Genomic DNA, 14,143 nt, shown 5'->3' with positions numbered 1-14,143 from the left:
TTATGTTAGATGGAATTTTATCTGGGCTATCGACTGCTATCATGCCCTTCAATTTAATGATGGTTATCGTTGGCTGTTTCGTGGGTACATTCATAGGCATGCTGCCCGGGCTTGGGCCTATCTCCGCCATTGCCTTAATGATCCCGATTAGCTACGGACTCGACCCTTCGTCAGGCCTAATTTTAATGGCAGGCGTGTATTACGGCGCGGTATTTGGCGGTTCAACCTCTTCCATTTTGATTAACGCTCCTGGTTGTTCTTCTACCGTAGTAACTGCATTCGATGGCTACCCAATGGCACAAAAAGGTCAAGCCGGTAAAGCGCTTGCATTGGCTGCTTACTCGTCATTCACCGGTGGCACCCTTTCGGCCATTATGCTGCTTATTGCGGCACCTGCACTGGCCAGCGTTTCACTCAGTTTTCAGTCGTCCGATTATTTTGCATTAATGCTATTAGGGCTCTCTGCGGTTGCAGCCTTTGCCGGTAAAGGCCAAGTGCTAAAAGCTTGGATGATGACCATTCTTGGTTTGATGCTTTCCACCGTTGGTATCGACAAAGGCGTCGGTGTTGAACGTTTTACCTTCGGTATGACGGATTTAATGGACGGTTTTTCATTCCTACTGTTGGCAATGGCAACCTTCGCGCTCGGCGAAACCTTAATGGGTATTCTTAAACCACAATCTGATACTCGTGATCAAGAAAGTAAAATGATTGGCGAGATTGGTAGCATGAAAGTGACCAAGGAAGAAATCATGGAAGTGGCGCCTGTTTCTATCCGATCGTCGATTGTTGGCTTCTTCACTGGTGTATTACCCGGGGCTGGTGCCACCATTGCGGCGTTCCTAAGTTATGGTCTTGAACGAAACCTTGCTCCAAAAGACAAACAAGAAGAATTTGGTAAAGGCAGTATCCGTGGGCTAGTGGCTCCTGAATCGGCAAATAACGCTGCTTCTAGTGGTTCTTTTGTTCCTCTGCTTACTCTTGGTATTCCAGGTTCTGGTACAACCGCCATTATGCTCGGCGCGTTAATCGCCTATGGTATTCAGCCTGGCCCACGTTTGTTTGTTGATCACCCTGATGTGTTTTGGTCTGTGATCATTTCCATGTATTTTGGCAACATTGTATTGGTGATTTTGAACTTACCGCTTATTCCTTACATCTCAAAGCTATTGATGGTTCCGCGCACGGTATTACTACCAATGATATTGTTTTTCTCTATCACAGGCGTGTATCTGATCTCGTTCAATACCGTTGATATCTTCATCATGCTGATAATTGCGTTTGCTGCCATCCTGTTAAGGCTGGCAAATTTCCCGCTCGCGCCGTTATTACTTGGGTTTATCCTGGGCGGAATGATGGAAGAGAACCTACGACGAGCACTGATGATCAGCGACGGGGAATTGAGTTTCTTATGGGAGCGCCCTATTACGGCTGTATTTACATGCTTGGCGATTGCGGTGCTTGCTGCGCCACTGATTCGTAAATTCATTCAGTATTTGCGCTCTAGAAACGATGTCAGTACCGACAACCCAACGCAAGTGGACTAGATCTCGTCAAGTGGAGCTATTCATCTAGTTAACATGCAAAACGAAAGCTGTTACAGGTAACCGAAAGCGACATAAAAGAGAAAATGCGCCTAAATTAATGGGCGCATTTTTTATCTTAGCGTAAGGCCGTTGTTATAAGTAACCGTTGTTTTATAAGTAATAGGTCGCTAGGTTATTTTTTATATAAGGTCTGCCGGTCAATGCTGTTCGGCAGGCGAATATTCCATCGTTCTAACTCGTATTCACTAAAAACGTACGCGCCTTTTTTAGGCGTCACTACCGTGGGCATTTCGTTATTCTTTAGGTAATAATTAACTTGTTCCGCCAGTGCTTTACCCTGCTCATAGCCACTTAAGCTAAAGCCACCAATGGCTCGGCCTTTTCCGATAGAAAATTCCCATCCCGCGAACACGGGTAATTCACTGTGTTGGCTCGTCCAGCTATCTACCTGTTTTGTGGTGAGGTAAGTGCCTTCGTCCCCTTCTAAGCGGCTATAAACCAACAGCATAATGGCATCATAACCTTCGCTTTTCGCGCTTAATACTTCTTGTTGCCATTCATCAAAACGATTCAGCATAACGCCTCCAAGCTCAATTCCGGTGATCGTTTGATTCATCTTATTGGCAAATGACGTTTCAAGGATCGCTCTAGACGATGTAGAGGCGTCCATTAGTACTTTTATTTTAGAAAGACCAGGAACAATATGACCAAGCAAACTTGCCGAACGAAGCAGTAACGGCCTTTCTAGGACCCCACTTACGCTACTATTGAGATCAATGTAGTTTCTTGGGTTGTTATTAATACCAGAGAAGAAAATAGGAATGTCGTAAGATTGAATGTAAGCGCCTACATGTTGCAAGGCGGCGTCATCTGCAAGAACAACCAAATTGGGTTGCGTTTCGCGAAAAAACTGTTTTGCCTTTTTTGTCGCAGCGCGAAGGTCTTGCTGGCTAAACTTGCGTTTGGTATCCATCTCAAATTCTTCGACAACCACAGAGTCATCAACATATTTTAAGAAAGCCCGTCGGTAATCTTGCACCCAAAGATAATCAAAATGATAGCTGTGTATGAAAGACAACTTAACTGATTCTGACTGAGTTTGCGCACTTGCTGAAGTCAACGCAATGCCCAGCGTCAGCAGCAGCTTAAAATATTTTTTCCCCATCAATGCCATAGTTTTACCTACTGTTAGTCAAGCATCCTGGCTTTTGAGTGAATTTCAGCAGGCAAATGCAAATTCCATCGGTCAAGTTCCGACTGGCTGAATACAAATGCCCCTTTCTCGGGAGTCGTGATCATAGGCATTGTGTGGTCTTGAAAATATTGATTAACCAATTGCGCTGCCACAATACCTTGCTGTGTTGCGCTAATACTCAACCCACCTACGGCTTTTTTCTTACCGACGGAATATGCCCAAAAAGCAAATAAAGGAAGGTCGCTATTTTGGCTCGTCCACTCACTCACAAGATCCATGTGATAATGGCGACCGTCTTTGTCTTTTAATCCGGCATAATTGGCAACAACAACCGCATCATAACCTTCACTTTTGGCATCAAATATCAGCTGTTGCCATTGCTCCCAGCTCTCTACCAACTGGGTGTCTACCTCTATTCCCGTCACGGTCTGATTGAGCTTATTACCAAAAGAGGTTTCAAGTATTGCCGTAGAAGTAACGGTTGAGTCCATGAGTACCCTAATGCGCTTAGCGCTTGGCAATACCTTGCCTATCATATAGACAGAACGACGAACTAAAGGCCGCTCCAAAACGCCAGAAACAGTGTCGGTGATTGGAATATAATTACGCGGGTTGGCATTCACTCCCATAAAGAAAAATGGGATGCGTTGTTCTATCAACCTAGGGCCAAGGTACTTAAGCGCATTGTCATCTGATACCACCACGACATCCGGTGAATTTTTTATTACAAAAGACCAAGCTTGCTCTGCAATCGCTTCAAACTCTTTTGGGTCTCGTCTTTTGGTATCCATCTGAAATTCATGGATTTCCATTTTATCTATTGTCTCTAGAAATCCAATTCGATAATCTTTCACCCAAGGGTAACCAAAATGATAACTATGAACGAACACCACATTTTTTGCTTGAGTGTGTGAAACAAAAACGGCCATGCAGACGAACAGTAACCATTTGAACATACTCACTCCTTCATGCTCTTACTATCCAATAAGTGTAGACGAGAGTTTTCCATACGACGCTACTTTCAACGGATTACTTTTTTATAGCTTCGCTCTGGTCTCCCTACCGTTCCGTACACTACGTCGGCTTCAAGCTCGCCGGTTGAAATGAGATATTCTAAGTACCGTCTCGCCGTTGTTCTGCTTGCTCCAATCCGATTTCCAGATTCATCCGCGGTTAACTGAGCTTCATGTTTAAACAATTCACGTATTTTATCTAACGTTACACCGTCTATCCCTTTAGGTAATCGAGCTGAGGCATCATCGGCATTTTGTGCTTGGAGCATTTTGTCGACAATCTGCTGATCTAAGTCGTTTGTCCCTGTTAACTGATGTCGTTGCTGCTGGTATTTTTTTAGCGCGGCTTCTAGCCTTGGGAACATAACGGGCTTAAGTAGATAATCGACTACGCCTCCGCGCATGGCTTCTTGTAAGGTGTCTACATCACGGGCAGCGGTAACCAAAATAACATCGCACGCTTGTTGCTGCTGACGCACCTGACGCAAAATTTCTAACCCATTACCGTCAGGCAGATAAACATCAAGTATCACCAACTGAGGCTTTAGGATGTCTAGCTGCATTTCGGCTTCCGTTTGATTCGTCGCAATTGCGACCACTTCGTAGCCGCCTATCTGAGCCAAATACCGACGATGTACTTCTGCGATGGCTAGGTCATCTTCTATGATCATGACTCTAATTAATTCTGTCACTTCTGCTTTTCCTTGGGTAAATACACCGCGACTCTCGCTCCTTGAGAGGCGTTATTTACTATTTCTAGTTGACCATTATTTAAGTTAACGAGCTTGTTAACTAGGTACAGCCCCATGCCCCTTCCGACCGAATTTTTACTTGATATGCCCTTAGTAAATAGTTGCTCAACAGACAAGTGTTTGGGTAAACCACAACCTCGGTCTTCTACTTCAAGTACCACTTCTGTTCCATAATCACCGATAGAGACACTTATGCTATTAGTCTCGCGTTTCTCATTACTTAAAGTGGCATCAAAAGCGTTATCAATCAGGTTACCTAAAATGGTCACTATGTTGTCGGCGCTCATGCCCTCCGGCAGCGACATCAACCGCGAGTCTTCATCTATTTCAAGTGTTAATCCGAGTTCTCTCGCTCGCTCTGTTTTACCCAACAACAAGCCCGCGACTAAAGGGTCGGTTACTATTTCTCGAATGAAACCGATCAAGCTTTGATAGTGATCGGTTTCCTGACCAATAAGGCGTTGCACCGCCTCTATTTCACCCAACTGCACCAGCCCACTGATCGTATTGAGTTTGTTGCGATGTTCATGTGTTTGAGAGCGCAACATATCGGCGTATTCACGGCTTTGCGATAGCTGCTTGGTTAACTCTGTGATTTCATCTCGGCGACGAAAACTCGATACCGCTCCAACTACTTGCCCCTCGACAATGATCGGATACCTATTTGCCACAATATGCTGACCGTTAAGGTAGATATCGAGATCTTGCTGGGCCTCTTTGGTGGTCAAAATTTCGGTAAGGCCGCTGTCTGGAAGTACGGACTTCATCGCTTGGTTAATGGCTTGGTCTCGCGAAACTTGCAAAATCTCACAAGCACTTTTGTTGATAGAACGAATGAACCCGTGGCTATCGATACTGATAACCCCCTCTTTAATGGTGCTCATGGTGATATCGAGCTCAACATACAAACGAGCAATTTCTTCTGGTTCAAAGCCTAATATCGCTTTTTGAAAACGACGTGAAGCATAATTTGATAAGAACCCATTTGCGACAACAACAAACAGTGCCATGGCGATAAGAAAAGCCAAAAATGGCTCTATTCGATCTTGCAAACTATCCAGTAAATAGCCGACAGAAACCACGCCGATGATCTGCCCACTCGCATTGAAGATTGGGGTTTTACCTCTAACAGATTTGCCCAATGAACCATGGGCGAAAGACACGTAGGATTCCCCTTTTTCCAACGCGCGGATGTTGTCTCCACCTTTCATCGGCAAACCAATTCGTTCTGGCAAAGGGTGAATAAGCCGCACTCCGCGACTGTCTCCTATCACGATGAACGTCGCGCCTATTGATTGAGTTAACCTTGCTATCTGATCAGATAACCTATCGGCTTCTGAGCGTTCAACCATAGAAACAACCGTTGGAGATTGAGCAAGAAATTGTGCAATTCCTAGGGCCTTTTGCCCCATTTCTTGCTGTTGAGAATGTTTGATGTAGGCAAAGCCCGCCCCAGATAAAATGAGCAGCTCAATTAACCCCGAAAAGGTCATGATTATCAATAGTCTTCGCCTGAAACTTAAGCTATTCCAATTCAATGTGTCTTTCCTTAACCTATTGGAAAGCCAACAATAACATTCTCGTTACATTTATATTGTTAACTATGGCAGATATTGCTTTTTAATCATTGCTAATCGAACACTTAGTAAGCTACCGTTATGTGTAACTTTGATTTACACTTTCTACTCTTTACATTAGATGTTAGACCTTTAAAATAGAGTATATACTCTAGATAATGTACTTCCTTAGGCGGACAATGATGAAACGTACGACCTCTTGGCTAATCGGCAGTGTTCTTGCACTTCCCTTTGCTGCAGCCAATGCGCAGCCGCTGGCTTTTGAACAAGCATGGCAAATTGTACAAAATGACAACGATTCACTTGCGGCATCACAAGCCAACGTTGATCGCTACCGCTACTTACAACAATCTAAAGACGGTTTGAACTTACCGAGCATCAAGCTATCCGCCAATTACACTGTGTTAGATAAAGACGTGACGGTGAATGGTCACCAACTAGCAGACGCTACAACAGGCTTATCTGGTAGTGGTATTCCGGCTATTGATCAGGCTATTGGTAACCTCATCGGAGGTATCGAAACAACTGTCACGGAACGAGATATCTTTTCTTCATCTATCCGTGCCATCTGGCCGATATTTACTGGCGGCCGCATCACTGCAGCTCAAGAAATCGCCTCTGGCCAAGCTGATCAAGCCCGTAGCGAATACGCGATGGAACGCCAAGCTCGATTTGAAGATTTAAGTAAATACTACTTCAGTGTTGTGCTCACCAAAGAAGTGCTGGTCACTCGTCAAGCGGTAGAAAAAGGCCTCACCCAACACCGAGACTTTGCTCTCAAACTTGAAAAACAAGGCCAAATTGCCAAAGTAGAACGCCTACAAGCCGAAGCCTCTTTGGATAAAGCTCGAGTAGACACACGTAAAGCCGCCCGAGACATGGAAATTGCCTCTGCTGCGCTTGCCAGCATGCTCAACCAAAAAGACATCGAGCTAGAAAGTGCGCTGTTCATTAATCATAAGCTTCCTCCACTATCGGCGTTTGTTGATCAAACTCTAGCTACCTACCCAGGGTTAGACATTCTAGATGCCAAAAAGAAGCAAGCGACCAATTTAGTCAAAGCAGAAGACGGAAAATACTTACCTGAAGTATTTGTTTACGGTGATTACTCTGTTTACGAACACGAAAGTTTAGCGAGCCAAATGAAACCTGACTGGATGGTTGGTATCGGTGTAAGCGTGCCTTTAATTGATACGTCTGGTCGCTCTGACCGTTCTCAAGCAGCACATAGCGCCGTTCGACAAGTGCAATACCTTCGCATTCAAGCCGAGAAGAACCTCGAAGTTTTGGTTGAAAAAACCTACCTTTCCGCTGAACAGTCGATGGAAGAAGTAAACGGCTTAGAATCGAGCTTAAGTTTGGCAAAAGAGAACCTAAATTTACGTAGCAGAGCCTTTAATCAAGGTCTTTCAAACTCGTTAGAAGTCGTCGATGCAGAACTGTATTTAGCAAGCATCAAAACGCAACAACACCTCGCGCGATTCAACTACCTTATCGCTTTAAATAAGTTGCTAGCACTTAGCAACGAAATGAACACATTCAGCCAATACGAATCTAGTGCAATCGCTCAGAAGGATAACTCATGAACACCAAACTACTTAAACCTGCCATTGCCGGTACTGCCACTCTTGCACTAGTTGGCTGGTTGGCCTACAGCTTTGCAACAGCTTATGAAGATCAGCCAATTCGTCTGCAAGGTCAGATCGAAGCGCAACAATACAATGTCTCTTCTAAAGTTGCCGGCCGTATTGATGAAGTACTTGTACGTAAAGGCGATATGGTTCGTAAAGGCGATATGGTATTCACCATCTACAGCCCAGAGATTGAAGCGAAATTAGAACAAGCCGTGGCTGGTCAAGAAGCCGCGGGAGCAATGGCTCAACAAGCAGAAAAAGGCGCTCGCGTTCAGCAAATTCAAGCATCAAAAGATCAGTGGATGAAAGCAAAAGCGGCCTCTGATCTCATGGAAAAAACCTACCAGCGTGTTAATAACCTCTATTCAGACGGGGTCGTCGCGGAGCAAAAACGTGATGAAGCCAAAACACAGTGGCAAGCAGCCAAATACACCGAAAGCGCCGCATTCCAAATGTATCAAATGGCGCAAGAAGGTGCTCGTGACGAAACCAAACGTGCAGCGGTTGAAAAAGCACGCATGGCAGCCGGTGCGGTGGCAGAAGTAGAAGCTTACGCAGCTGACACTCGAATTCAAAGCTGGTTTAATGGAGAAGTCTCTCAGGTGTTACTAAACAGTGGCGAGCTTGCACCACAAGGCTTCCCTGTCGTTACCGTTCTTGATATGCAAGACGCATGGGCCGTATTTAACGTCCGTGAAGACCAGCTAAGTAAATTCGAAAAAGGCAACCAGTTCGAAGTCTTTATCCCTGCTATTGATGAGAAAGTGATGCTTGAAGTGAGCCACGTTGCCGTGATGGGTGACTTCGCGACTTGGCGCTCTACCGATTCGAGCCAAGGGTTTGATATGCGCACTTTCGAAGTAGAGGCGCGCCCTGTCGTTACTATGGATAACCTACGAGTGGGAATGAGTGTTGTCATCGAAAACTTATAACCCAAACCTGACCTCTCTGGCGCACCAGTGGCAGATCGTCAAAAAAGATAAGTGGCTGCTGTCTGTACTGACATGGCTACCTATCTTGTTGATGGTTAGCCTGTGGTGGGTGTTCTCTTCGAGCATCGCCAGAGACATTCCTATCGGCGTAGTAGATTTGGATCATACCCAAGTGTCACGCCAGATGGTTCAGCACTATGATGCGACTTCTAGCTTATCCGTATCGGCTCACTATACCGATACTCATCAAGCCAAGCTGGCTCTGCAATCTGGCGACATATACGCTTATGTAGTGATCCCAAAAGACACCAGTAAGTTGGCGTACTTAGCGCAACCACCGCAAGTAACGGCATTTTTTAATAGCCAATACATTCTTGTTGGGCGCTTGGTAAATTCCGCCTTATTGCAAGCTCAAGGAACTTTTAACGCCAAATTAGATGCAGGTAAGATCCTGGCGAAAGGCAACGCGACACCAACTCAAGCGTTAGGTAAAGCTGTACCGATCCGAAGCCAAATAACGCCACTGTTTAACAGTAACACCAGCTACAGTCAGTTTCTTATTTCAGCCGTTGTACCGGCCATATGGCAAATCGCCATCGTAGTTTCTACGGTCATGATCATAGCGGCTCAACTGAGAACTCAAACGCTATCAGCTTGGTTAGGCAGCGCACCGATTTCTCGCCTTGTACGAACTCTAGCGCCTTATAGCCTCATATTTGCATTACATGGGCTGGCACTGTTGTATTGGCTATTTGTTGGTATCGGTTGGGCATTCAATGGCAGCTTCTTATTGGTTATCATTTGCCAACTATTAATGATTCTCGCCTGTATGATCATGGGCAGTCTATTCTTCTTCTTAACGATGGACGCTACACGAGCCATGAGCTTTGCTGGTGCTTATACCGCCCCGAGCTTTGCCTTTATGGGCATTACTTTCCCGGTAACTGATATGAATCAACTCGCGCAAGCTTGGCGTAGCTTACTTCCCGTGAGTCACTATATTGAGGCGCAAGTTTACCAAGCCAGTTATGGTGCAAATGTGGTGCAAACCTTAACAACTCAACTACCCATGCTCGGCTTTATTTTACCAGCCTTACTGGTCATCGTGTTGGTTAAGAAACATTTGGCGAAAGAGGTAATAGCATGAGCTGGTGGACACTGATTAAGAAAGAGCTGATGGCGATTCTTACCCATCCAGCTATTGTGGTCACGGTATTTGGAGGAACCATATTTTATTCGTTCCTCTACCCTTTGCCATACGCACACCAAGTGGCGCAAGAGCAAGAAATCACCGTAGTGAACCTAGACAAAAGCCAAAGCAGTTACCAGCTAGAACGCATGGTAGATGCCACACCACAAGTAAAAATTGCCACGCGTGCTCATACAATAGAACAAGCCAAACAGCAGTTTTTAAACAAGCAGGCTAGTGGTATTTTGGTTATTCCAGAGCATTTCTATAAAGATTTGTTACTGGGTAAAAGCCCAACACTTGCCTATGCCGGTGATGCCTCTTACTTTTTAGTATATGGCACGGTAGTCGAGGGTTTAGCCAAAGCCAGTGGAACGTTAGGCGCACAAGCTAAAGTAGCTAAGTTAGTGATGGAGGGGGAACCAATGGCACTTGCCTCAGAGCAACACGCCCCTATTCACTTAAATCTGAAACCAACGTTTAACCCGAAAATGGGTTATGTTGACTACGTAGTCCCTGCGGTATTTGTGATCATACTTCATCAAACCCTATTGATGGGGGTCGGTATTCTTACCTGTTCTCAGCGAAATAGAAAAGGTTATTGGTCTGATGCCACTAATTTTCAATTGCTGGCGGTACGAGTCGGATGCTTTAGTATGCTCTACGTGTTGCTAAGCCTATTTTATTTCGGTTACAGCTTTGAGATGTATGAAATCAATCGTCTAGCCGCACCAATTGATCTAGCTATTGTTCTGGTTCCCTTCTTGTTTTCAGCGAGCTTAATTGGAGTTTGTGTCGGCCGATGGGTACCAAGAACGGAACTGGTGACGCTACTCGTCTTGCTAAGCTCAATGCCTTTGATATTTAGCGCTGGATTTATTTGGCCAGTAGAAAGCATTCCAAGCCCTATTGTGTTGCTCAGTAACTTGATCCCAAGTACACCAGCAATCATGAGCTTCTTAAAAATCAATCAAATGGGCGCATCCATTACACAGATAAAAGAGCTCGTCACCCAACTGTGGCTGCTGACGCTACTCTGGGGAGTGATTGCTTGGGTTTCGATGAAAGTGAAGACACGAACAGAGGTGTGATAGCTTTTAAGTAGCCGTTTAAACAAAAATGCAGCGACCGATTCGCTGCATTTTTATATCTAGCGCTTTGGCTAAACTAGAGCCGCGCCTAACCAGACAGTCCAACTTTAAGAGATACATTGGAAGGCATCATACCGTGTGACACAGTAGAACTTTAATTACGACCTTACTTGGCTCAGCGATCGTCTTTTCTCCCTCAAAAAGGGTTTTCTAATTCTTCGACAAGCTAGCTTGACTGCGTCTACTTAATCTCTTTCCTTTATGAACCAATATTTTGAATGACACGACCTACAGTACCCGCATTGATCACAGTATATCCTTGTTTTTTAAGCCAAGCACAAGCACTCGTAGACCGCATCCCAGACGCACAATACACGACCATCGTTTTGTTCTTATCTAAGCCTTTGGTATCACCTAAAATCAAAGATTGAACTGGAATATTTAAACTGCCCGGAGCACTAAATCCAGAAAATTCTGTTCCACTTCTTACATCTAATAACTGAATATCCATTGTATTTAGGCCCGATAGTTCCGCTTTGACTTTATTCGCTTTAAAACGTCGATAAAGGAAAAATAACGCAAATAGCCCAACAATTAACATCAACTGGTCATTCATCAATATACCTATCACACGATCATTGTTTTCATTGCCAATAATTATACATTGTTAATTTAGCAATTGCTAATATTTATTGATAAACCAAACTTCACACAACAAGCTAACCACCCATCCCTCTCTACACCGGACACACACCAAATAGTATGGCAAAACGACTGAGTTTACGTCGAGACGACTCCAGTTCGGTTCTCGCTAACTTTTCCAACCTGATACATTTGTTATCTTTGGAAAAACATTGGAGAAACTCATGGCGACCGCACGAAAACAGCTCATCTCAGTTGATGTAACGCCCTACTATCATTGCGTTTCAAGGTGTGTAAGGCAAAGCTATTTATGTGGTAAAGATACCGCCATAAACAAATGCTACGAACATCGCCGAGAATGGATCGAACGCAAAATTCAATCACTCACCTACACCTATTGTATCGATGTGTGCGCCTATGCCGTGATGAGTAATCACTACCACTTAGTGCTGCACATCAATCGCAATCAAGCTCTCGAACTATCGCTTGGTGAGGTGGTCGAACGCTGGTGCCATGTTCATAAATTGCCCGTTTTAATTCAGCGTTGGCTAAGCCGAGAATTAAAGACTCAAGCTGAAGAAGATAGGTGCATCGAAATCATCGAAGCATGGCGAGAAAGGTTATGGTCATTAAGTTGGTTTATGAAAGAGCTTAACTACGACATTGCCTGTAAAGCTAATCAAGAAGACCAATGCACCGGGCACTTTTGGGAAAGCCGCTTTAAGAGCCAAGCACTGCTTGATGAAAAAGCCTTAGCTTCCGCCATGGCGTATGTAGACTTAAATCCTGTTCGCGCTGGTATCGCGACATCCCCTGAACAGTCGAATTTCACCTCAATCAAAGCAAGACTAAAGGCACTTAACGAAAACCTAGAAACTGCTCCTTGTTTGCATCCATTCATCGGTAATCCGACCAAAACAATGATGAATGGGCTACCCTTTAGATTAATAGATTATATAGAATTAGTAGACTGGACAGCACGACAGTTTCGAGAAGATAAAGCATCGATGGCTGAGCATCTTCCCCCAATTTTAGAAAGACTTAACTTCAATCAAACACGTTGGTTGGAAGTTTGCTCCACACTCGAAAGAAAACGTTCCACAGCAATCGGATCACCTTGCAACCTTGACCGTGCAAAAGCTGCGCTAGAAAAATCAAGAATTCACTGCTATCAGCTCGAATAGATAATCACTTATACTTTTAAATTTCCAATATTTCGCCAGCATTTAGTTGGTAAACTGAGTTTGTCTCAAAATTGATTTAACCCGACATTATCTTTAAAACCAACCTTTTCCTACGCCCCTATTAGGCAAACCACACAAATATCGATGACAGGTTACTAAGTGGAATTACTCGCTTACTTTAAATTCGGGATAGTTCTATAGAAGTCATTTAGGTGTGTGTCTAGTTTATAGAGATAGTCCTATAGGAACCATTTGAGGTGTGTGTCTGTTGTGTAGACGTACGCATAGAAGAGCAGTAACTCTATAGCGTCTATACAAAAATGCAGCGATGATTCGCTGCATTTTTACTTCAATCAACAATCAGAACTCGGTGTTATAAGCCGATATCTTCACTTAGCTGTTGGATCTGCTGTAGATCTAATCGGTGAACTTCCAGCATTTGGTTGATTTGGCTGAGTCTCGAACTTAACTCATCACTTTTATCACACGCATCACTTTTTGAATCCCAAGAAGTACCTTCTAAGAACACATCACACTCTTTTTTCATTCGTTCTTTTTGTGGAAGTAATTCGTCTTGTTCTCTGACTAAATCATTCATCTCTTGCTTTATGGTGAGCTCACGTTGAAACACTTCACGTGAACGTTCGAAAACCGTTGCTTGAAGATCTGCCTGGCGGTTCAGCTTTTGATTATCATCCTCCGCCGTTTCCAAACTTTTCTTCTGTTTGGCGATTAGGTTTTCCTGATCTAAGTTCACTTTCTCAAGCTCGGTGACGCTTTTCTCTAGCTCAGAAATGGTCTTTTCGTATTCTTGTGTAAGCTTGTCTGACTGAGTAGTAAGCTGAACTTCCACTTTAGAGTCAAAATCCTTTTGATGACTGAGTAAGGTTTGCTCCATCCCCACTTTCTCGCCTTCTAGCTTTTGAACGCGAGCTTCAACACTAGAATACGCTTGCTGCCAGCTATTCTGAGTAAGAATAGAGCCTGCTAATCCACCGATTGCCAAGCCCAATGAGGCCGCAACGGCAATATATAAATAAGACGTCTTATTACGTTCTTCTACAATCACGACTTCATCGTCGAGATCATCTCGTTCAATGGCTTCGTTTTCTTTACTCACCGTTATACTCCAACATCAACGAATTAGTTCCATCAACACAACATATACAATATAGCTTGCTGTACCAATTACTGAAGTATAGATAACGCCCTTTTGCAATTTTTCATTGGTGCGATATTTAAACAGTAAAACGGCGATACCAATTAAGGCCGCAATAGCAATTAATCTTGTCATAGCAATCTCCCTTACCTCAATCAGTTATACCACTTTTTCGCCAAGTTCGCGTCAGTGTAATGTCGCTGTTTGCATTAATCGACTAAGAATTAT

Annotated in this window: 13 protein-coding genes; 6 read left to right on the top strand and 7 right to left on the bottom strand. The window is 44.1% G+C overall.

The genetic code is table 11. The features are described 5' to 3' along the window. Positions 1-2 precede the first annotated feature (2 nt). Entirely contained in the window at positions 3-1,547 is a 1,545-nt protein-coding gene (locus tag QWZ04_RS19870) for a tripartite tricarboxylate transporter permease (RefSeq protein WP_290329980.1), read from the top strand. A gap of 172 nt (positions 1,548-1,719) precedes the next feature. On the opposite strand, the gene QWZ04_RS19865 is transcribed toward QWZ04_RS19870, so the two are convergent. From QWZ04_RS19865 to QWZ04_RS19850, 4 genes are all read right to left on the bottom strand, one after another. Next, the gene (locus QWZ04_RS19865; protein WP_290329979.1) at positions 1,720-2,721 is read right to left on the bottom strand and encodes an ABC transporter substrate-binding protein; all 1,002 of its coding nucleotides are present in this window, start codon (positions 2,719-2,721) and stop codon (positions 1,720-1,722) included. Between the two features lie 14 nt (positions 2,722-2,735). Further along, positions 2,736-3,698, bottom strand: a complete 963-nt coding sequence (locus QWZ04_RS19860) for an ABC transporter substrate-binding protein (RefSeq protein WP_290329978.1) — start codon at positions 3,696-3,698, stop codon at positions 2,736-2,738. 65 nt (positions 3,699-3,763) lie between these two features. Beyond that, a complete protein-coding gene (locus QWZ04_RS19855; RefSeq protein ID WP_435433640.1) occupies positions 3,764-4,426 on the bottom strand; it encodes a response regulator in 663 nt (220 codons plus the stop codon). A gap of 17 nt (positions 4,427-4,443) precedes the next feature. Continuing rightward, complete coding sequence (locus tag QWZ04_RS19850; protein ID WP_290329976.1) at positions 4,444-6,045, bottom strand: ATP-binding protein; 1,602 nt, start codon at positions 6,043-6,045, stop codon at positions 4,444-4,446. Positions 6,046-6,263: 218 nt separating this feature from the next. On the opposite strand from QWZ04_RS19850, the gene QWZ04_RS19845 reads away from it, so the two are divergent. Genes QWZ04_RS19845 through QWZ04_RS19830 form a run of 4 tightly spaced genes read left to right on the top strand, consistent with a single transcriptional unit; the run spans position 6,264 to position 10,930 of the window. Then, the gene (locus QWZ04_RS19845) at positions 6,264-7,670 is read left to right on the top strand and encodes a TolC family protein (RefSeq protein ID WP_290329975.1); all 1,407 of its coding nucleotides are present in this window, start codon (positions 6,264-6,266) and stop codon (positions 7,668-7,670) included. After that, the gene (locus QWZ04_RS19840; protein WP_290329974.1) at positions 7,667-8,650 is read left to right on the top strand and encodes an HlyD family secretion protein; all 984 of its coding nucleotides are present in this window, start codon (positions 7,667-7,669) and stop codon (positions 8,648-8,650) included. The genes QWZ04_RS19845 and QWZ04_RS19840 overlap by 4 nt, the downstream gene beginning before the upstream one ends. Next, positions 8,631-9,797 carry an ABC transporter permease gene (locus QWZ04_RS19835; RefSeq protein WP_290329973.1) on the top strand — a complete coding sequence of 389 codons (1,167 nt, stop codon included), beginning with the start codon at positions 8,631-8,633 and terminating at the stop codon, positions 9,795-9,797. The genes QWZ04_RS19840 and QWZ04_RS19835 overlap by 20 nt, the downstream gene beginning before the upstream one ends. Beyond that, entirely contained in the window at positions 9,794-10,930 is a 1,137-nt protein-coding gene (locus QWZ04_RS19830) for an ABC transporter permease (RefSeq protein ID WP_290329972.1), read from the top strand. Before QWZ04_RS19835 ends, QWZ04_RS19830 begins: the two co-directional genes overlap by 4 nt. Positions 10,931-11,189: 259 nt before the next feature. Here the strand turns inward: QWZ04_RS19830 and QWZ04_RS19825 are convergent, their stop codons facing one another. After that, the gene (locus QWZ04_RS19825) at positions 11,190-11,546 is read right to left on the bottom strand and encodes a rhodanese-like domain-containing protein (RefSeq protein WP_290329971.1); all 357 of its coding nucleotides are present in this window, start codon (positions 11,544-11,546) and stop codon (positions 11,190-11,192) included. Between the two features lie 250 nt (positions 11,547-11,796). Here QWZ04_RS19825 and QWZ04_RS19820 point away from each other — a divergent pair, with 250 nt between their 5' ends. Beyond that, positions 11,797-12,756, top strand: a complete 960-nt coding sequence (locus QWZ04_RS19820) for a transposase (protein WP_290329970.1) — start codon at positions 11,797-11,799, stop codon at positions 12,754-12,756. 373 nt (positions 12,757-13,129) lie between these two features. Here the strand turns inward: QWZ04_RS19820 and QWZ04_RS19815 are convergent, their stop codons facing one another. Further along, positions 13,130-13,876, bottom strand: coding sequence for a chromosome partitioning protein ParA (locus QWZ04_RS19815; RefSeq protein ID WP_290329969.1), 747 nt, complete (start codon positions 13,874-13,876; stop codon positions 13,130-13,132). 15 nt (positions 13,877-13,891) lie between these two features. Continuing rightward, entirely contained in the window at positions 13,892-14,050 is a 159-nt protein-coding gene (locus tag QWZ04_RS19810; RefSeq protein WP_290329968.1) for a hypothetical protein, read from the bottom strand. Positions 14,051-14,143: the final 93 nt, after the last annotated feature.

Source organism: Vibrio tapetis subsp. quintayensis (genome assembly GCF_030409945.1).
GTDB lineage: Bacteria > Pseudomonadota > Gammaproteobacteria > Enterobacterales > Vibrionaceae > Vibrio > Vibrio quintayensis.
Note: the sequence above shows the minus strand (reverse complement) of the source record. Positions and strands in the feature narration are given on the sequence as shown.